The sequence below is a fragment of the Terrabacter sp. P5_B1 genome, from assembly GCF_056400505.1.
In genome coordinates, this window is the sequence record NZ_JBFULD010000012.1 from 1 (window position 1) to 19,473 (window position 19,473).

16 protein-coding genes are annotated in these 19,473 nt (G+C 68.1%); 7 read left to right on the plus strand and 9 right to left on the minus strand.

What is annotated here, in order from left to right; translation table 11 throughout:
- The 3 genes from AC1DP0_RS02030 to AC1DP0_RS02040 all read right to left on the minus strand — a co-directional run.
- Nucleotides 1–662, minus strand: a 662-nt coding sequence (locus tag AC1DP0_RS02030; protein ID WP_478082229.1) for a hypothetical protein, incomplete at its 3' end; no start/stop codon positions are given.
- On the minus strand, nt 659–1,660 hold the full coding sequence (locus AC1DP0_RS02035) for a hypothetical protein (RefSeq protein WP_478082230.1): 1,002 nt from the start codon (nt 1,658–1,660) through the stop codon (nt 659–661). The genes AC1DP0_RS02030 and AC1DP0_RS02035, both read right to left, overlap by 4 nt.
- A complete protein-coding gene (locus tag AC1DP0_RS02040; RefSeq protein WP_478082231.1) occupies nt 1,657–2,394 on the minus strand; it encodes a hypothetical protein in 738 nt (245 codons plus the stop codon). Before AC1DP0_RS02040 ends, AC1DP0_RS02035 begins: the two co-directional genes overlap by 4 nt.
- 218 nt (nt 2,395–2,612) lie before the next feature.
- On the opposite strand from AC1DP0_RS02040, the gene AC1DP0_RS02045 reads away from it, so the two are divergent.
- Together AC1DP0_RS02045 and AC1DP0_RS02050 are read left to right on the plus strand one after the other, a co-directional pair.
- Nucleotides 2,613–3,890: a glycosyltransferase gene (locus AC1DP0_RS02045; RefSeq protein ID WP_478082232.1), complete on the plus strand. Its 1,278-nt coding sequence runs from the start codon at nt 2,613–2,615 to the stop codon at nt 3,888–3,890.
- Nucleotides 3,887–4,831: a sulfotransferase gene (locus tag AC1DP0_RS02050; RefSeq protein ID WP_478082233.1), complete on the plus strand. Its 945-nt coding sequence runs from the start codon at nt 3,887–3,889 to the stop codon at nt 4,829–4,831. Before AC1DP0_RS02045 ends, AC1DP0_RS02050 begins: the two co-directional genes overlap by 4 nt.
- Before the next feature lie 42 nt (nt 4,832–4,873).
- Here the strand turns inward: AC1DP0_RS02050 and AC1DP0_RS02055 are convergent, their stop codons facing one another.
- Together AC1DP0_RS02055 and AC1DP0_RS02060 are read right to left on the minus strand one after the other, a co-directional pair.
- Nucleotides 4,874–6,880 (minus strand): fibronectin type III domain-containing protein, encoded by a 2,007-nt coding sequence (locus AC1DP0_RS02055; RefSeq protein ID WP_478082234.1) that lies wholly within the window; start codon nt 6,878–6,880, stop codon nt 4,874–4,876.
- Nucleotides 6,881–6,905: 25 nt separating this feature from the next.
- Complete coding sequence (locus AC1DP0_RS02060; protein WP_478082235.1) at nt 6,906–9,371, minus strand: hypothetical protein; 2,466 nt, start codon at nt 9,369–9,371, stop codon at nt 6,906–6,908.
- A 562-nt stretch (nt 9,372–9,933) separates the two neighbouring features.
- Between AC1DP0_RS02060 and AC1DP0_RS02065 the strand changes: the two genes are divergently transcribed.
- Nucleotides 9,934–10,956: a hypothetical protein gene (locus tag AC1DP0_RS02065; protein ID WP_478082236.1), complete on the plus strand. Its 1,023-nt coding sequence runs from the start codon at nt 9,934–9,936 to the stop codon at nt 10,954–10,956.
- 139 nt (nt 10,957–11,095) lie between these two features.
- On the opposite strand, the gene AC1DP0_RS02070 is transcribed toward AC1DP0_RS02065, so the two are convergent.
- The 4 genes from AC1DP0_RS02070 to AC1DP0_RS02085 all read right to left on the minus strand — a co-directional run bounded on the left by AC1DP0_RS02070 (nt 11,096) and on the right by AC1DP0_RS02085 (nt 16,166).
- Complete coding sequence (locus AC1DP0_RS02070) at nt 11,096–11,521, minus strand: Ig-like domain-containing protein (protein ID WP_478082237.1); 426 nt, start codon at nt 11,519–11,521, stop codon at nt 11,096–11,098.
- Between the two features lie 79 nt (nt 11,522–11,600).
- Nucleotides 11,601–12,854 carry a phytase gene (locus tag AC1DP0_RS02075; RefSeq protein ID WP_478082238.1) on the minus strand — a complete coding sequence of 418 codons (1,254 nt, stop codon included), beginning with the start codon at nt 12,852–12,854 and terminating at the stop codon, nt 11,601–11,603.
- 228 nt (nt 12,855–13,082) lie between these two features.
- A complete protein-coding gene (locus AC1DP0_RS02080; protein WP_478082239.1) occupies nt 13,083–14,612 on the minus strand; it encodes an O-antigen ligase family protein in 1,530 nt (509 codons plus the stop codon).
- Between the two features lie 1,107 nt (nt 14,613–15,719).
- Complete coding sequence (locus AC1DP0_RS02085) at nt 15,720–16,166, minus strand: hypothetical protein (protein WP_478082240.1); 447 nt, start codon at nt 16,164–16,166, stop codon at nt 15,720–15,722.
- A 28-nt stretch (nt 16,167–16,194) separates the two neighbouring features.
- Here AC1DP0_RS02085 and AC1DP0_RS02090 point away from each other — a divergent pair, with 28 nt between their 5' ends.
- The 4 genes from AC1DP0_RS02090 to AC1DP0_RS02105 all read left to right on the plus strand — a co-directional run bounded on the left by AC1DP0_RS02090 (nt 16,195) and on the right by AC1DP0_RS02105 (nt 19,439).
- Nucleotides 16,195–16,356, plus strand: a complete 162-nt coding sequence (locus tag AC1DP0_RS02090; protein ID WP_478082241.1) for a hypothetical protein — start codon at nt 16,195–16,197, stop codon at nt 16,354–16,356.
- Between the two features lie 230 nt (nt 16,357–16,586).
- Entirely contained in the window at nt 16,587–17,531 is a 945-nt protein-coding gene (locus AC1DP0_RS02095; protein ID WP_478082242.1) for a sulfotransferase family protein, read from the plus strand.
- 74 nt (nt 17,532–17,605) lie between these two features.
- Nucleotides 17,606–18,676, plus strand: coding sequence for a Wzz/FepE/Etk N-terminal domain-containing protein (locus tag AC1DP0_RS02100; protein ID WP_478082243.1), 1,071 nt, complete (start codon nt 17,606–17,608; stop codon nt 18,674–18,676).
- Nucleotides 18,558–19,439 (plus strand): sulfotransferase family protein, encoded by an 882-nt coding sequence (locus tag AC1DP0_RS02105; protein ID WP_478082244.1) that lies wholly within the window; start codon nt 18,558–18,560, stop codon nt 19,437–19,439. Before AC1DP0_RS02100 ends, AC1DP0_RS02105 begins: the two co-directional genes overlap by 119 nt.
- The last annotated feature ends 34 nt before the right edge of the window (nt 19,440–19,473 follow it).

Here is a 19,473-nt window from a genome sequence, read left to right on the forward strand (position 1 = left end):
CCGTATGCGGTGCTGCTGATGCCGGGGTCGGCCACCGCTGCAGACGGGTCCGCGGCGCGGATCGAGGCCGCCGCGGCCTTGATCAGGGACTCGAACTCGGCGGTGCTGCCGCCCCAGAACGACTCCGAGTTGATCTCGTTCTCCACGGCGTAGGTGTGCACGCCCTGGGCGGAGTAGCGCTTGACGACCGAGGCGACGAACGCGTTGTACGTGCTCAGGTCCTTGGGCATGAACGACTCGGTCTTGTTCTTGGTGCCGCGCACGTGCTGGGGGTCGCCCTGCGTGGTGGCCCAGCAGGAACCGACCCGGATCTTGATCATCAGCCGCGCGCCCACGGACTGGGCCTTGCGGGCGACGGCGTCCATGGTCTTCCAGTCCTGCTTGCCCTCGGTCGGTTCGATGTCGCACCAGACGAGCTCGTAGAACGTCGAGCTACCCGACAGGCTCTTCAGGTACGGCGAGACGGTGTCGAACCGCGACCAGTCGTACTTCGCCCCGAGCGGTGCTGTGAGGTCGGCGGCCGCCCCGGTGGGCGAGCCGCTCGGGCTCGCGGTCGTGCTGGTCGTGGGAGGGACCTTGGCGTCGCCGGTGCAGGCGCCCAGCAGCAGGCCGCCGACCACCACGACTGCTGCTGCCCGCATCGCAGCGATCCCGGTCCTCATGGTGCGCTTCTCTCGCCGGCCGCCGACGAGTCCTGGTTGGCTGTGCGTCGGTCCTGGGCCTGGCGCGCGACCTCGAGACGCTCGTGGACCTCGGTGGCGAGGGCGCGAACGCGCGGATCGATCTCGAGCGGCTTCGTCCCGTGCGAGACCCTGCGGTCGACGTGCTCGTCGAGCTGGGGCCGGTAGGTCACGCCGACGAACCGGCAGAGACGCTGCATCTCGTCCGCCGGATGGGCGGCGAACGCGTCGTAGGACACCAGCAGCACGTCGTCGCGACGGTCGAACCCGAGCTCGAAGAAGAGCTGGTTGCGGATGGCCCAGAAGAGGACCGCGGCGGTGAAAGGAGTCATCGTGTCGAGGTCGAACGACGCGACGAGCTCGACGCTCGCCTTCGGCAGGCGCTCCCCCTGCCATCGGGTCTCGCCCCTGCCGGCGGCGATGTCACGCAGGGCCAGCAGGTTGGCCGGCCCGAACTTGGAGACCTCCGACCGCGCCCGGGAGTCCGGGTCGCGGTACACCCAGACCCCACGCCCGGGGGCGAGCCCGTCGATGTCCAGGAAGGTGTCGAGCAGCTGCGAGTCACAGATCGGCTTGACGAAGACGAACTGCTGCCGGCTGGCCAGGACCGTGGAACGCAGCACGTCGACGGACCTGATCCGGAAACGGTGGAACAGCACGCGGTCGTTCTCGTTGCGCACCTCCGTCTCGGGCGCCTCGTCCAGGCCACGCATGAGCATGTTCGTCCCGGACCGCTGGAGTCCGACGACGTAGACGGGCACGGCCGAACCCGGTGCGGCGGGATGGCCGCGACGCCACCGGCGCTTGCGGACGGCCGCTCGCAGCCGAGGGCGCGGGTCGAGGCGGTCCTCCTCGATGACCCTGCCCACACCCTCGGTTCGGGCCCAGTGGATCCGGCGCACGATCTTGCGCGTCAGGTGCTGCCTCGGGGTCTGCGGACCGTCCGGCGGATTGACGTACCGGTCCCACCACGCGCTCATCGCTCGGCCACATCCAGCCACTGCGCCTTCACCAGGGCCTCGAGCTCCGCCAGACGGTCCGGGCACGTGTGCTCGACTCCCGACCAGAGCGCGTCCAGCGAGTCGACAGCAGCGTCGAGGAAGCCCAGGGAGAGGAAGGCTGCATACTCCTGCTCAGTCAGCCGAAGTGCGGGTGCGAGGATCGCGGTGTTGTCGATGACCTTGCTCGGACGCGGGTCGATGCGGTGCATCGATGGTTCCAGCAGGCCTCCCGAGCGGTGAACGAGGGCCAGCCGGTGACCACCGTCACCGAGGTGAAGGACCCGCGGCACAAGGACGCCGGAGTCGCTGACCGTGGGGCGGGCCAGACGGCGCAGCATGATCGGCTGACGGGCATCGAAGCCGTGCTGCTCGAACGACTCGAAGGTGCGGACCGCGCGTGCGACCCGGACGGCGTATGCGTCGGCGACGTCCCGCGGGTCGTTCAGCACCCACGGGAAGAAGCGACGGAGCTCGACCTCGCGGAACCACACCGCGTAAGGATGCTCGGCCACCGCCGACACGAACTCGTCCATCGACTGCCCGACCGGTCGGGCCGCCACCGCGTCGAACAGCTGGGCCCTCACCACCACGTCGTAGCGGAACGGGCTGATCAGCCGCCCCACGTCCACGCTCTCGGTGCCGTCGTGCTTGGGACGCCACGTCGCTGCACGGCGCACCGTTCGTCGTGCGGTCGCCACCACGGATCGTGCCACGTTGTTACGTCCCCTCCATCGAACAACGACAGCCGGGTGTCTGCCCGTGGTCTCTCAGAGCCGATGCTGTCCCGGCTCATTATTGATCGCCTTCCGGGCCCGCACGGGAGAACCGCAAAATGCGCCCAAGCCAGCCGAAACGGCCGACCGTTCCCCACGATTCGCGGACATCTCGGGATGGCATGTGATCAACTGGGCGAGTTCAGAAGGGGACGGCGATGCGCATTCTTCACGTCAACAAGTACCTCTACCGACGCGGAGGCGCAGAGGGCTACATGCTGGACGTCGCCGCGCTCCAGCGGTCGGCCGGACACGAGGTCGGCTTCTTCGGCATGGACCACCCGGAGAACGAGACTCCGCAGCCCCTGGGCAGGACCTTCCCGTCGTTCGTGGAGCTCGAGCCTCCTCCGAGTGGGTGGGCCGGCATCAGGGCCTCCGCCCGGATGGTGTGGTCGAGCTCCAGCGCTCGCGGGATCGACCAGGCGATCCGAGAGTTCAGGCCTGACATCGTGCACTGCCACAACGTCTACCACCAGCTCTCCCCCGCGGTGCTGCGTCCGATCAGCCGTGCCGGCATCCCGTGTGTCATGACCCTCCATGACTACAAGCTGGCCTGCCCGAGCTACCAGATGCTCGATCACGGACGTCCGTGTGATGCGTGCGTGGGCCACGGCACCTGGCACGCCGCCGCGAACCGGTGCAAGAACGGATCTCTCAGCGGGAGTGTGCTTCTCGCGGTCGAGTCGGGCCTCCACCGCGCCTTCGACGTCTATGGTCCGGTCGACGCCTTCGTCAGCCCCAGCCGTTTCCTGGCCGCGGTCATGATGCGTCAGGGCATCGCGGAGGACCGGATCAGCGTGGTGAACAACTTCACCCACATTCCCGAGCTCAGGCATGCCCCGGAGGCCGGAGAGGGCTTCGTCGTCGCCGGGCGCCTGTCGCACGAGAAGGGCGTCGACACAGCGATCCGGGCGATCGGCCGCCTGTCGGGCGCCTGCGTGCTGCACGTCGCGGGGGACGGTCCGGAGCGACTGAGCCTGGAACGGCTCGCGTCCGAGGTGGCCCCGGGACGAGTGGTGTTCCATGGCCGCCTCAGCGCGGACGACCTCGCTCCCCTCGTGCGGCACAGCCGCGCACTGCTGGTGCCCTCGCGCTGGTACGAGAACCAGCCGATGACCATCCTCGAGGCGTTCGCTGCATCGACGCCGGTCGTCGTCACGGACATGGGCGGGATGCCGGAGCTGGTGGAGCCCGGCGTCCACGGCCTCGTCGTGCCCGCTGACGACGACGCCCGCTTGGCCGGAGCCCTGGCCCATCTGGACTCGAGTCCCGAGGAAGCCGTGACCATGGGAATCGCCGGCCGCCGTCGGCTGGAGCAGGACTTCGCTGCGGCTGCCCACCTCTCGCGACTCGACGTCGTCTACGACAAGGCCTCGACCAGGGCAGGTCGCACCGCGAAATCACTTGTCGCGCAACGATCGGAGTCCTCCCGGTGAGCATCCCCACAGCCCCGACGAAGGTGCTGTTCGTGGCTGGCACGGGCCGCAGCGGCACGACCATCCTCAGCACGATCCTGGGTCAGCTCCCAGGCGCGATGGCCGTCGGCGAGCTGCGCTACGTCTGGGAGCGCGGCTTCCTCGAGGACCACAGGTGCGGATGCGGTCTGCCGTTCAGCCAGTGCCACGTCTGGGCTGCCGTCGTCGACCGGGCCTACCGAGGGGCCGCGCCACCCGACCCGCTCGCAGTGTCGCGGGATCTGCTGTCCCGGCTGCGGATGATGCGCATCCCCTCGATGGTGCTCCGCCAGCTCAGGGGTCGGCCGGCGGTGCCGCCGCACCCCAACGACGACAAGATCGCGGCCCTCTACACCGCCCTGTCCGAGCTCGAACACCCCGCCGTGATCGTCGACTCCTCGAAGCTGCCGCCCTACGGCAAGATCCTCGAACGCCTGCCCGGCATCGAGCTGTACGTCGTCCACGTCGTCCGGGATCCGCGGGCCAACGCGTTCTCGTGGCGTCGGGTCAAGGTCACGGGCGACCGTGACGACGACGCCACCATGGAACGGCTCGAGCTGTGGCGGTCGTCGGCGATGTGGGTGGTGTGGAACTACCTCGTCGAGTACTGGTGGCCCACCAAGCAGGGACGGACGGTCCGGATCCGCTACGAGGACTTCGTCGACCGTCCCCGTGAGACCGTCGAGCGCATCGCGCAGCTGCTCAACCTCGACACCAGTCGGACCCCCTTCGTCGACGAGCGCAGCGTCAGGATGCAGCCGACCCACACGGTGGCAGGCAATCCCAACCGGCACGATCGGGGCCTGGTGACGCTACTGCCGGACGAGGAGTGGCGTCGTGCCATGCCGGTGCTGCACCGCGCTGCGGTGTCGTTGTTCACGCTGCCGGGGCTGCGTCACTTCGGCTACTCGGTCCGCGGCTGAGCTGCGAGGGGCTACGCCGTAGGCCGTCGCCCCTCGGACCGCCTACGGCGTGGTCACCGTGACGGGGTTCGACCACTTCGACGTGCCAATGGCGTTGACCGCCTTGACCATGTAGGTGTGGGTCCCCGTGAGCGGACTGGGGTCGGTGATGGTGTTCGGCGACGGAGGAACGACCGTGCCCAGCCGGACGCCGTCACGCACGACGACATACTTCGTCACCGGGGCACCTCCCTCGTTGGAGATCGTCCAGGAGAACGACATGCCCGGCCCCGGGTTCGCCGTCATGACAGGGGCGCTCGGCACCCCGCTGCTGGGCACGGCGCTCTGCTCGGTCGCGTCGGGGCTGGCGCCGATGGCGTTGACGGCCCGCACCGTGTAGTAGTAGCGCGTCTGTGCCTCGACGGCCTGGTCGGTGTAGGACCGAGCCGTCCCCGGGAGGTCGATGATCGCTGTCTCGCCTCCGCTCACGGTGGATCGAAGGACGCGGTATGCCGTCACGGGCGTCCCCCCGTCGTAGGCGGGCGGGCTCCAGGACAGCTGTGCAACGAGATAGGACCCGGTGGCGTGGAAGGCTGTCGGCACCCCCGGCGCCGTCAGGGTCTCGGCGACGGGCGTTGCCTGCACGACGTCGCTGAGCGCGCTGTCGCCGGCGCCGTTGCGGGTGAGCACGGCATACGTGTACGTGGTGCCGTTGACCGCGGTGGGGTCGGAGAAGTTCTCCTGGCTGCTCCCGCCGATGAAGGTCATCGTCCCCCCGTTGGCGCTGCGGAAGATTCGGTAGCTGTCGTCCTGGTAGCCCCCGTCCGTGGACGGGACGTCCCAGGTGAGCGAGACGGCGGCGTCTCCCGCGACGGCCTTGAGACTAGCGGGAGGAGCGGCTGTCGTCCGAGCCGTCAGGTCCCTGAACTGGGCCAGGCCCGACTGGAGCACCGTGTTGATCTTCGTGAAGTCGCCTCCGGCGATGAGGGCGTCCGGCGTGGTGCCCAGTGACCAGACCCCGAGAGCGCTGTTGATCCCCGGAACGTACGGCTGGGTCATCCCGGTGACGGTGTCGACGGCGGCGAGCTTGTCCCGGTTGAGCCCGTCGAACGACGCCGTTCCGCTGAAGTGCCCACCGCAGTACGTGTTGGGTCCGAAGAACGCCACCGCGGCGACGTCGCCCGTGCCGTGCTTGCTCCACTGCGTCATGCCGGTGGTGGCGTCGAGACGCGTGCATCCGCCGCCGGATCCGGTGGTCCCGACGACCAGCGCGTTCCCGGACAGCGCCATGGCGAGCACCGGTGACCGGGAACCGGCGTTCGTGACACCCGCTCGGAACACCGGGTCGATCGAGGCGTCAGCGGCCCGGAGCAGCGTCAGCTTGCCGGCGTAGCTCAGACCGTTGGTGCTGGCGAAATCGCCTCCCACGTAGACCTTGGAACCGTCGGGGGTCGGCAGCAGCGAGCGCACCCGCGCGGTCATCACCGGCGCCCACGTGGGGTCGAGGACGCCGGTGGTGAGACCGACCTTCGCCGTGTAGCTGCGCATGGTCGAGCCGCCACTGTCCGTGACCGTCGTGAACGGGCCACCGAGGAAGACGCTGGACCCCACGATCGCGATGGCGTCGATCTGCTTGTCCACGGTTGTCGTGAACGTCGGGTCGATGTCCCCGGTGCGCAGCGAGACCGCACCCAGGGACGAGTGCGAACGCCCGTCCAGCTTGCTGAAGTTCCCACCGACGAGCAGGCGGTCACCCGACGAGGCGAGGGCATACACCGGTCCCGTGGTCGACGGCGCCCACGTGAGGTCGAAGGTGCCGGTCGCCGGAAGGTACTTGGCGAGGCGCGCGGCAGGGTAGGTGCGACCGTTGGTGTCAGATACGGACGTGAAGTCCCCACCGATGATGACGCTCGCTCCTACGGTCAGGACGGCACTCACGCGTCCGTTCGTGCCCCACGTGCGCGCCGGCGAGTCGGTGATGCCACCCGTTCCGTCGGCGGTCGCTGGGGTGCCGGCGACCAGGGCCGGCAGGAGAGTCGCCATGAGGCTGGTGATGATGCGGCGCCTCATGGCGACCTCCTCCGGTCTCGGGTGCTCACGGCGTGCCGCGGAACAGGGTCAGGCCCTGGGCCACCGTGTTGCGGTCACCGGCGACGGTGAAGTCGCCACCGACGAGCAGCCCCTGCGGGACCGCTGCGAACGACCACACCCCCATGGGTGAGTCGAACACCGGGGCATAGTCGGTCAGCGCCCCGTCGGTGGCCCGGAAGGCGAAGAACCTCTGCTGGGCGACCGGCGTGGGAGACGTCGGGGACTGCCAGCAGTAGCCGCCGCTGCCCTTGTCGCCGCCGTGGGTGCCGTAGTAGAAGGTGCCGTTCACCTCGAGCGTTCCCTGCATTCCGCCGTTGCAGGCAGTGCTCCAGTTCAGACCGTTGACCTTGGTCTGCGAGAGGTTGACGGCGTCCCACTGGTAGATCCAGTCGGGGCAGACGTCACCCCCGTAGAGTCGCTGCCCGTCTGCACTGAGCTTGAGGGTGTTGATCCAGTGGAGGGTCCCGCAGCTGTGCACCCCGCCCAGCTGCTTGGGCAGCACGGCCCCGGTGGCCCCGCTGACGGCCGCGATGCCGTCCGGAAGGGCCACTCCGTTGACGGTCTTGAAGGGTCCGGCGAGGAAGACTCGCGAGTTGTCGGGGGCGACCGCCAAGGAGAGCACCATGCCTTCGTGGTACGTCGCCCCGCTCGGCCCGTTGGTGTTCGCGGTCCACGTGGCGTCGACGGCGCCGTTGACGGCCGAGATGCGGGCGGCGTGCTGCCGGGCCACCGTGCCGATCTGGGTGAACTGGCCTCCGAGGTAGACGAAGTTCTGACGCACCGCGATCGAGTAGACGTCCTTGTTCACCTTGGCCACGAAGGCCGAGTCCAAGGCGCCCGTGGTCGCGTCGACCGCAGCGATCCGTTGACGGGTGACGCCGTTGACGGACTTGAACGTGCCCCCGAGGTAGAGCTTGGTCCGGTCCGCGTTCAGCTCCAGGTCGAGCACCATGTTGTCGGCGTTGGCCGTGAAGGAGGGATCGAGCGTCCCGGTGGCGAGGTCGATCTTGGCGACGCCCCTGCGATACTGCCCGCCGGCGCTGACGAAGTCGCCGCCCATCACGGTTGTGCCACCCAGGTTGGTGAAGGTGCGGACCCGGGCCCCCGGCATGGGCAGCCATGACGTGAGCTGGCCGGTGGCCACGGAGTAGGCGGCCGCGTTGTGGCGCAGGATGCCCTGGGTGGTGGTGAAGACGCCACCGACGTACACCGTTCCTCCCGCGACCCGGAGGCCCTGGACCTCGACGGTGCAGGCGGGAAGCGTGTAGGTCGACTTGAGCGTGTGCGGTGCTTGACACCCCGCCAGCGAAGCGTTGAAGCCGGTCAGCGCACCGGCGGGGTCGTAGGCGCCCACCTGGGTGCGGTTCTGTCCGCTCAGCTGGCTGAACGTGCCGCCCACGAAGGTGGTGCCGGACGCCGGATCCGTCGCAACGGCTCTGACCGTCCCGTTGGCCGAGGCCGCCCACGAGAGCACCGCACCCCCGCCGTCGACGGCGGCCAGGCGGGACCGGCTCGTGGTGCCGGCACCACTGGTCACGCTGGTGAAGTCGCCGCCGAGCTTGACGGTGTCCTGGTCGCTGGTGGCGCCACCCTGGACGTCCAGGGCGTAGATCGGAGCGTTCGTCTGCGCCGTGAACGCCGGGTCGGTGGCGCCATCGGCCAGCTGGACCCGGGAGAGGTAGGCACGGCTGGCGCCGTTGAGGCTCGTGAACGAGCCACCGACATAGACCTTGCTGCCGACCACTGCCAGGGCGTTGACCGTGGCGCTGGCCGACRCCTGCCAGGTCGGGATGACGTTGCCGTCCAAACCGATGGCGGCGAGCCGGGACGAGCGCACACCGTTGACCGTGTCGAAGTCGCCTCCGATGATGAGACGGTCACCGGCGACGGCGACGGTCTTGACCGAACCGGTTTGTGACTTGGTGACACCGTTGACCGTGACGGTGGTCGTCACGGCAGTGGCCGGCCACGAACGGTCGACGCTCCCGTCGGCCTTGATGTGGACCAGGCCCTGGCGACGCACGTCAGACACACGCGAGAAGTCTCCGGCGAGGTAGTAGCCCCCCTTGCCGTCGGGCGCGGACGCGTTGACGGTCCCGTCGACGACATTCGAGGACGGCAGCACGGCGCCCGAGCTCGAGTCGACCGTGACCGACCGACCCGTGTTGGGACCGACGTAGTCGAACCCGCCGGCGATCCAGGCCTTGGTCCCGTTGGAGACGATGTCGACGACACGACCGTTCGTGCCCCAGAACGTCCCGTCGGCGCTCGGCGAGAGCGCCGGACCCGCCGGCAGGACGGGCGCGGCCGCTGCTGGCGGCGCCGTCGCCGTTGCAAGGGTCGCTGCGACGGTCAGGCTCGCCGCGGCAGCAGCAGCAGCCAGGATGGACCCGACTCGCTCGGACCGATCTGGTCGCCCCCGGCTGCCTGGCTCATGTCGACCGAGTGCCCGAATGCGAGATGTCCTCATGAATGCTCCACAGGTAACGAGCGAGCGACGGCTCGCCTCCCCCAGGTGGTGCGCCGAACGCGCCCCACCAGTCCTGCCCCCCAGGACCAACGAGACGGACCTTAGCAACAAGAAAGAATGCGATAAGCGCTTTGGGGAGAACACAATGCAGATATTTGCGCTTCGGCACACAAAAGGTGCACGCCAGGCTCCGGGCACCTTCGTCGGGGCTCCCCCGTCAGGTTGCGAAATATCGGTTATAACGGCTTAATGCGATAAGTCGGATATACGTGCCTAAGAGGATATTCGCTTCGATGCAGCATAAATACGCATGGCCAGTTCGCGTCCTCGTGGCAACTCTTTCCTGTTATTTTGCTGAGACCGAGGCACCGTGCTGCCGAGGCGACCGCGGGGCGTCGCCGATCAAACGTCTTAACACTGGGGGAACTCCATGCGTACTCGACTTCCGTTTGCCGCGCTCTGTACCACCGCTCTGGTGGTGGGGGGCGCATCGGCCGCCATGGCCGCCGTCGCTCCGACCGCAGTTCGGCCGTGCGCCCAACCGAACGGGCGGGTCAGCGCGATGGCGATCAGCGGCGGGACCCTCTTCATCGGGGGCACCTTCACCCAGGTCCAGGACCGGTCCGGAAAGGCCCAGGTCCGCAGCGGGCTGGCCGCGGTCGATCTCGCCACCTGCGAGCTGACGTCCTGGACCGCGGCCGCGAACGGGGAGGTCCTGTCGATCGCCGTCTCCGGCAGCACCGTCTACGTCGGGGGCTCCTTCACCAACGTCGGCGGCGCCAGCCGGAGCAACCTCGCGGCCCTCAGCGTAGCCACCGCACAGGTGCAGCCGTTCAGCCCCGTGATGAACAAGCCGGTGCGGGCACTCGCTGCTTCGGCCTCCACCCTCTACGTCGGCGGCGAGTTCGCCAAGGTCGGGGCCACGAGCCGGTCCAAGCTGGCCGCGTTCTCCCTCGCCAGCGGCGCCTTGGACTCCGGCTGGCAGCCCAAGGCAAACGGCAAGGTCAACACGCTGGCGCTCAGCACCGACGGCGGGCGCGTCTACGTCGGAGGGTTGTTCACCACCCTGAACGGGCAGGGCGCCAACCCCTATCTCGGCGCCGTGAGCGCCTCCACGGGCAAGAACGACTCCGGCTTCGCCCCGGGCTCGCTGTTCCCCGTCCTGAAGCTCGTCACCGACTCGCGCGGCGTGTACGTCGGGCAGGCTGGCTCGGGCGGCCACCTCCTCCTGCTCGACCAGGACGGCAGCCTGCAACAGCCGGTCTACCAGCTGGACGGCGACGTCCAGGCCGTCGCCGTCGACGGCGACTCGGTCTTCGGCGGCGGCCACTTCACCAACTACTGCGTCGGCAACACCGGCTCCGGCGCTCCCTTCATGTGTGACAAGAACCTTCCGAGGCGCAAGGTTCTCGAGGTGTCGGTCTCCAGCGGGCAGGTCACCTCCTGGGCGCCCACCCTGGACAGCCCGTTCGGCGTCCTGGCGGCCGTGGTCGACCCCAGCACCCACGACCTGTGGCTCGGCGGCGACTTCACCAAGGTCGCTGGACAGCCCGTCGCGCACCTCGCCAAGTTCACCGGGCGCTGATCGCGTCCACGCCCGGCCCTGCGCCCATCGCCCCCCGGATCGTGACGTCCGGGGGGCGATGTCTGCACGAGATCCGCGGGGCCGAGCGCATCGAGAAGCCCCCGGCGCCGAAGCGACCGGGGGCTTCTCGTGGTGTCGGTCAGCGCTGGAACGTCAGATAGCCGGTGCCCGACGATCCGCCTGCGGACGCGGTGACGACGATCCGCTCCCCCGCCTTCGGGTGCCTGTCGACGAGCTCGGCCGAGCACGTGCCGGCCGAGCCCGTGACGCAGGGGTTCTGGTTGATCCGAAAGAGCCCGTCCTGGGCGTCCGAGTCCGTCCATCTCACCGTGACGCCGCGGACCGGCGAGCCGCTGCTGTCACGGACCTTCGCGGTGTACGTCTGGGTGCCGTCGGGGAGGTAGTTGAGGCACGAGTTGGGCGCCAGCTGCCGCTCCGGTTGGGCCTTGGGCACCGAACAGGTGACGGTGACCCGATAGCTCACCGCCGCCTGTGCGGGCAGCGCCAGACCGCCCACGGCTGCGGCGGCCGCAGCCACACCCATCATCGCTATGCCTCTACGCATGTCCGTCTCCTCGAGATCGAGGTGGGGCCTCACGGCCCCACCAGCTGGCCAACGTGTACTGCTGAAACGCCGTCCTGCCTCAGTTCCGGGGGCTGCCGGCGGTGTCGACCACCAGCCCCAGGGCCTTGGCCACGCTCGGCCAAGGAGTGAACTTGAAGTTGGTTCCGCCCTCGGGGGCGTCCTTCCCGTCCTGGGTGACGAGCATGCCTTGCGGGTACTTAGGGCCCATGTTGACGTTGATGACGTCCAGGCCGTCGGTGGCCTCCACGGAGTCGAACATCCCACCCCCGATGGCGAACGTTCCGAGGTAGCTGGCGCCGTCGCGGCTGAAGACGGTGAACAGCGACTTCTGCTGGTTCGAGATGATGAGGTAGCCGTTCGAGGACGTACCGGCCCGGTAGAGGCCGATGCCCTCCAGGTCACCCGGAAGGTAGGACTCGCCGTAGCTGGTCGAGGCGGCGTCGACCTTGCACTTGCCGCTCACGACGCTGTACTTCTGTCCGAACCGGGTCAGCTTGTGGACGAGCACGGGGTTGGTCAGGTCGGTGGTCATCCTCCACAGACCGACGATCTCCTGGTCCGCCCAGAGCGTTCCGGTGTCCGGGTCCACGACCATGCCCTCGGCGTGCGCCACCCAGTCGGGGTGCTTCGGGTTGAAGCAGGGTGTCCACGTGGAACCGTTCGGGAGGGTGAAGCGGTCCGGCAGGCTCAGTGACGCCACCTTCTGATAGCTCACCTTGCCGCCGCCGGCATCGGTGAGCACGAGCTTGGCGAGGTTGGTGGTGTTCTCCTGCGTCACGAACACCTCACCCTTGCCGGTCGCGCGGTTGCGCCAGCCCGCGAGACCGTAGGTGGTCTTCGAGTTGATCTTCTTGGTGCCTCCGAACACGAGCGGAGCGGAACTCGCGGTGACCTCGCTCAGGGGTGCACTGGTGCTGGCGCCGTTGATGGCGAAGATGTGCAGCTTGTCCGTGCCGCGGTCGCTCAAGACCGCCAGGTCGCGTGTCGTCCCCCCGAGGTCGATGCCGTAGAGAACCTCGATGTTGTTGTACCGGCTGCCCGACGGAATCGGCACCGTCTGCACCAGCGAGCCGTCCGTGCGGTACACATCGACACCGGCCTCCTTGACCGTGCCGATGACCAGGCTCTTCGACGGGTCGCTCGGATGGACCCAGAACGACGGGTCGTCCGCGTCGTTCGTCCCCGCCGGTTTGCGGTCGATCGTCTCGGCCGTCGCCGTGACCGTCGACGTCGCCGCGTAGGCAGCCGGCGCCAGTGCCACGAGCGCCGCCCCTGCTGCTGCGATGGCCATTCGGTGGATCTGCTTGCTCATGTCGTAACCCTCCCCCTCGAGCGCCCCCGACGTGCCACCCCCCTGGTGGAAGTGTGTCGATCCTCTTCGACCTACGTCCCGGGCACCGCTTCGAATTGCTCGACCTTAGGGCGGCCCGGAAGGCTGCAGTGGCCCATTGCTGAGAATTGCCTGAAAGTCGTCCTCTTCGTCCCGTGTATGCCTTTTCACCTGTACGGACAGCCGGCTCGCAGGAGCCAGGCGGGGTTCTCAGGCCTTCGCTGCGGGCACGACGCCCGCGTCGGGCCGGCTCTGCAGACCCTCCGAGCCGGCTCCCGGCGCGAAGGTCCGCGAGACGTACGCTGCCGCAGCTGAGAAGGCGATGAGGTACCACAGGCTCACCACGTTGGACATGACGTTGGCAGCCATGCTTCCCAGCACGAAACACACGGCACAAGCCAGTGCCCCGGCGGCAACGCCACTCTCGAGAGTCTCCTTCGGCGCTCGTTGCACGGCACGGCGCGCATTGCCCACCAAAGCGGCGAGCATGCACACGTAGAAGACCAGGCCCACGAGGCCCGTTTCGACATAGGCACGAATCAGGTCGTTGTGCGGCTGCTTCGCTGCATCGGTCTCGTACTGGGTCGAGGCCAGCCCGATGCCTGTCACGGGGTTGGCGTTGGCCAGGGGAATGACCTCCGTCCAGTAGTGCAGGCGCCACATCAGGGTGTTTCCCGTCGGTGTCCCCGTAGGAGTGCTCTCGGCGTCGAGCGTTCCGAAGCGGGCAGCCACACCGGGCAGCACCATGAGGGCGCACAGAGCGATCGCGACGAGACCCCCGAGGAGGCCCTTGCGCTTCTGGACCAGCGCGAGAACGACCAGCCCGGCGACCGATCCGAGAATCGCCGTACGCGTCAGCGTGAGCAGCATGAACACCGACGCAAGACTCAGCATCGCGACGAACAGAAGCTTGAGCTTGGGCTTGACGTACGGATAGATCGCGATCCCGAAGACCAGCAGGAAGGCGAGGTAACGGGCGAAGGTGTTGGACTGGTTGAAGGGCCCGGTGAGCCGGGTGAAGCTCCCCCGCACCTCGGAACTGGGCGACCCCGTGACGATCCCGAAGAGGGTGAAGCCCAGCGGGATGAGCATCGCGACGTAACACGTGATCAGAACCCGGATCATCACGGTTCGCGACGTGATGATCTGCTCCAGGACGATGAACATCACGACCACGGTGCCGATCCGCAGCAGCTCGAGCGCACTTGCCTGGGGTTGGACCGACCCGATGACGCTGAGCGCGCATGCCCCCAGGAACGCGAGCATCGCCGTGCGCAGGCGCGAGCCTGGGACCAGCTGGCCGCTTCGGACGCGACCTGCGAGCCAGACGACAGCCGCGAGCAGGAACAGCACCCCCACGATGCTGGAGGGGTCCAGCCCGCGCTGTGTGGCGGTGTTGCCGACCGCGGTACCTGTCGCGTTGGAGCTCAACTTCAACAGGTCCAGGGTCGGCCGCACCGCCAGGAGCAGGATCACGAACGCCGAGAACGGGGTCAAGGCCAACAGGCCCAACCCGACGGCCACCATGGCGATCACGGGAAGCACTGCGAGTGTCTTGTCGCCATCCACGAAGCTGAAGCCGCTGACCAGCGTCCCAGCCGTCACGAGGATGACCAAAGCGACCTGGAGGGCGATGGTCAGCGCCGAGTTCCGGGAACCGCTCGGGATCTCGTGACGACCCCTTCTTGACTGCGCCGACCCTCGTGGCGCCCACTGCTGTGCGATGTTCGATGGTGACATGCTTGCCCGAGTGCTTTCCCTGTGACTGCATGATGAGGCCGATCAAGACCTCCTGCCGTGTCCACTATGGCCCGTGGGTACGGTTTCTCGTGGGGCAACGACGGAAGTAGCCGAGGGGCTGCAACAGCAGAAATATGGTCATTTCTTCCAAAGCGCCCAAAGGGTACTTGCGGGGTACCGTCCACAGGATGTGAGCGCCGGCCTACTTTCTGTCGGAGGGGAGCCAGGCAGCAATTCACATTCTTTGGGGGAATACATGCACTCCCCTCCAGAAGACTCTTCGGAGGGGCCATCGCCACTGGTGGCGTCGACAGCAGGCGGTCGTCTGCTGCGCTGGCAGCCTTGGTGGTGAATGAGATGGTGCCGGTCGGCATGTTCGAGCGCGCCACCTCCACACCGTTGACGTAGACCACCGCGCCGTCGTCGTGGATGAGCGAGAGCTCGGCCGACTGGAGGGGGTTGCCCGGCGCCATGGTCACATCGGTGTTGAACGCTGGTGCCCGCCACGCCGCGATTGGTCCCGCCCGGTCGCCAGGTACTTCCATGTGGCCCCGTAGTTGAGCACCGTCGACGTGCCTCCTCCTCCCGATCCGCCGCCGGAGTTCGCTGCCCCCGGGTGTGCCGGAGTTGGAGCTGGCGTGCCAGCTGCTGCCGACGTCGTTGTCGAGCGCGGGGTCGTTCAGCTCCATCGACGGCCCGGTACCCGCCGCCGCTGCCGGCCACGGCGCCGTGTTGGTGTAGGCGACCGAGTCCACCGTGCGAGTCCCATCCATGAGCTGGATGGAGTCATCGGTGTCGTCGAGCCCGCCGGGGCACTGACCGATCACGAAGTGACACCTCCGCCTTCTCGGCCGGGACCAACACCATCGCCATAGAGGTTCACCAGAAGTCGACCCGGACCTCCGGAGACCTCTTCCTCGACGCCAAGCTCGGCATCACCCGGTGACGCAGATGCGAGCAGTGTGGCAACGGCACGGGTGACAGCCACGTGGGGCGGGACCAGATGAGTCCGCCCCACGTGGCCGCCCAGGTCGCGAAATCCATTGAGCGGTGGTCAATTCCGGACGGGCGGTGTCTGACCCGTTCTCGACCGGAGAACGTGATGGATCAGCAGGTCTTGGCCAGGATCTGCGACCCGCCGGCGCTGACCTGGCCCGCGTTGGTGCGCAGGGCCGCGGCTGCCTGAGTCACCTTGTCCGTGGCCGCACTCTCTGCCGTCACCGTCGACCGAGCCAGGGCCACCGCAGCCCTGACGTCGGGCATGGATGCGATCGTGGAGCCCTGAGCCGCCACCTGTCGTTCGACGGTCGTGGCGGCCTGTGCCAGCGCAGCAAGCTGAGCGCGGCGGGAGACGAGAGCGTTGATGACCACGTTCGCGCTGTTCCCGGCCACGCCGGTCCTGGCCCGGACGATGCCGTTCTGCGCCGACGCTGCAGGGCAGTTGCGGGAGCTGCCGTACACCGCGCCGCGCATGGCCGTGATCGCCGTCCGCGCCTGTCYCAGAGCGTCGTTGCCTGCCTGCAGCTGCTTGCGGGCGCCATCGAGCGACACCACGTTGCGCCTCTTGCTCGAGAGGTCGTTGATGGCCGCCGCCAATGCCGGGCCGACTGCTGGACCCGGGGCGGGGGTCGTGACCGACCCCCTCGGGGTGCTCGACGTGGTCACGGACGCCGGTGGAGCAGAGGTCGACGTGACCGCCGAACTGGTGACCGTCGACGTCGGGACCGGCGCCGCGACGCCCTGACCCGAGGTGCAGCCGGCCAGGGCGCAGACCGCCACCCCCGCCACCACCAGGCCCTGCGCGACGTGTCGGGCGCCCTGGCCCCCCGTGGCGCTCGCGGTGAGTTTTGGCGATCTCTTCATGGTGCAACTCACTGGTCGGTCTTCGTTGTCGGGCGGGGTGCATGCCGCGACCTGGCCCCGCTCGGACTGTAACCGCTCGGGTCTCGAGAGGTGCCCTTTCTGGAGGTTTCCGTGGAATTCGCGAATCCCCAGTGCAGCGCCAGTCCGCCGGTTAGGCTCGAAATCGCTCGAGCGGCGCCGGGTCACAAGGACCATGGGGGGAACGCGCTCGCGCCGGGAGAGATTGTGATGTCACGCCGTTCCATGGGGGCCGCACTGGGTCCGCTGCGCGCGCGCCTTTCGCGCGGTGAGCGACTGCTGCCGGGATACCTGGTCGTAGGTACCAAACGAGGAGGCTCGACCTCCCTGGCTGAGTGGATCACTCTGCATCCCCAAGTGGGGCAGAGCGGATCCGGCAAGGGAACGCACTACTTCGATGTGAACTTCGGACGTGGGTTCCGCTGGTACACATCGCAGTTCCCGAGGCTCGACGAGGGATACGACCTCGTCGGCGAGTCGAGTCCGTACTACATGTTCCACCCGCTGGCCCCACAACGGATTCGGGCCGCCCTGCCCGACGTCAAGATCGTGATGTGCCTGCGGGATCCCGTAGCGCGCGCCTGGTCGCATCATGCCTACGAGGTGGCGCACGGGCACGAAGTCGAGTCCTTCGAGCGCGCAATGGATCTCGAGCCTTCGCGAGTCGACGGCGAAGAGGCTCGGATCATTGCGGATCCACGTTACGCGGCAGCCCACTGGCGCTACCACGCCTACCTCCGCCGCGGACACTACGCCGAGCAGCTGCAGACCTTCCACGACCTCTTCGGGCCGGAGCGCGTTCTCGTCGTCCAGAGCGAGGCCCTGTTCGCCGACCCTCACGGCCAGATGGACCGCGTCTTCTCGTTTCTCGGCCTCGAGCCGCACCGGAGCGTTCAGCTCGAGCCGCGCAACGCCAACAAGCCCTACGGCCAGATGCCACCGGAGACCTTCACTCGTCTCGTCGACTACTACACGCCGTTGAACGATCGACTCCGTGCCATGCCCGGGATCGACTTCGCCTGGCACTACGGCCGCTGAGCCAGCTCCAGCACGCACCATCGCGGCCGACCCAACCGTCGTCCGACGTCATTTCCCATCAGGATAGGAACAACATGGAGATCATCGATTACCTCCGCATCGCCCGTCGCAGGTGGTGGATTCTCGTCGCCGTCCCCGTGCTGGCTGGGCTGGCGGCCGCTGCGCTCATTCTTTCGGCACCAGCCTCGTACACCACGACCGCCACCGTCTCGTCCGGCTCCTTGGTCAACAGCGACGGCAGCCCCTTCACGGGGACCCAGGCCACGGGCCAGTTCGTGGCTGCCTTCACCGCCGCCGCGCAGAACCCGCAGACGCGGCAGGCCGTGCAGGCCCAGACCGGAGTGACCGCTAGCGACCAGACCGACGGCATCGAGATCGACCCGGTCGGGGCCAGCAGCGACGTCCAGGTCCTCTTCACCAGCGCCGACCGCAAGAAGTCCGCCGCGGTGGCCCAGGCGACCGCCAAGGAGGCTCTCAAGCAGATGTTCACCGTTCGCGCGGACCAGGCGGTTGCGACCCGTGACCGGGCCCAGCAGTCGGCGACGGACGCGAACGCGGCCATCGAAGCCCTCGCGAACAAGTACCAGATGGCCGACCCGCCGCGGGCATACCAGGCCCAGCTGGGTCAGGTCGCGAGCCTGCAGCAGCAGCAGGCCAGCTTGCGTGCAACCGGGAACGCGATCGGCGCCGCGGCCATGGACGCGCCCATCGCCGCGGCCAAGAAGGAGCTGACGGCGTTCCTGCCCATTCTTGCGGAGTACAACGACCTGAACTCACGGCAGCTCGCGGCGAGCAGCGACCTGGCGCAGTCCCAGGCCGAGTGGCGGCATGCGCTGGCACTCAAGGCCGCCGCGACGTCCGGCAGCACCGTCTACCTCGGACCGTCGACGCCGGCTGACAAGCAGGCGGCGCTCGTCGCCACCCTCCCCGTCATCATCGGAGTCGGCCTGTTCCTGGCGGTGCTGCTCATCCTGCTCATCGAGGTGACGACGCGCCTGCGCGCCAACCACGCGGCCACCGGTCGCCATGAGACACCCGCGCTCGAGGAGGAGTCAGGGGCCGCAGAGCTCGACGAGCCGGCCACGCAGCCCCGCGCCCACACCATCAACGGTCACGAGCCGGAGGTGGCGAGGAGCCGTGTCTGACGGCAGTCACCGGCCCATCTTCATCGTGGGATGCCAACGGTCCGGCACGACGATGCTCCGACTGATGCTCGACTCCCACTCGCAGATCAGCTGCGGTCCGGAGACGCGCTTCCTCGAGGACCTCGAGCGCATCGTCGGACCGGACTGGAAGCGACTGTCGCAGTTCGGCTACTCGCAGGAGGAGTGGCTGAAACGGATCCGCGAGTTCTTCGAGGGAATCCAGAGCGACTACGCCCACTCGCGAGGGAAGACGCGGTGGGCCGACAAGAGCCCGCGGTACGCGTTGCACATCCCCTTTCTCCTGCAGGTCTTTCCAGATGCCCAGATCGTGCACGTGATCCGGGACGGTCGCGACGTGGCCGTCTCACACCGCAAACGGTTCGGGTACTGGTCGAGTGTCAAGTCGTCGGTGAAGTGGCCGCGCTACATCCGCGCAGCACGCACCGCCGGCCTGGCGCTGCCTCCGAGCTCCTACTACGAGCTCCGCTACGACCAGCTCGTGGGTGACTCCGAACAGACCCTGCGATCGCTGCTCGAGTGGCTCGGTGAGGACTGGGAGCCGGAGATTCTCGACTTCGCGACCAAGAAGCACGACGTCCCCGAGCGCTACCACCGACAGCTCGCGGCACGTAACGAGAAGGCAGGGACTGACGGCAGCGTGTACGCATCCCGGGTGGGGACCTATCGCGCTGAGCTGGACCCCCTGGTCCGCGGCCTGTTCTGGTTCACCTCCCGCAGAACGCTGCGCGAACTCGGGTACTGACGCCGAGGCTTCCGGGTCAAGGACCCGGAGCTTC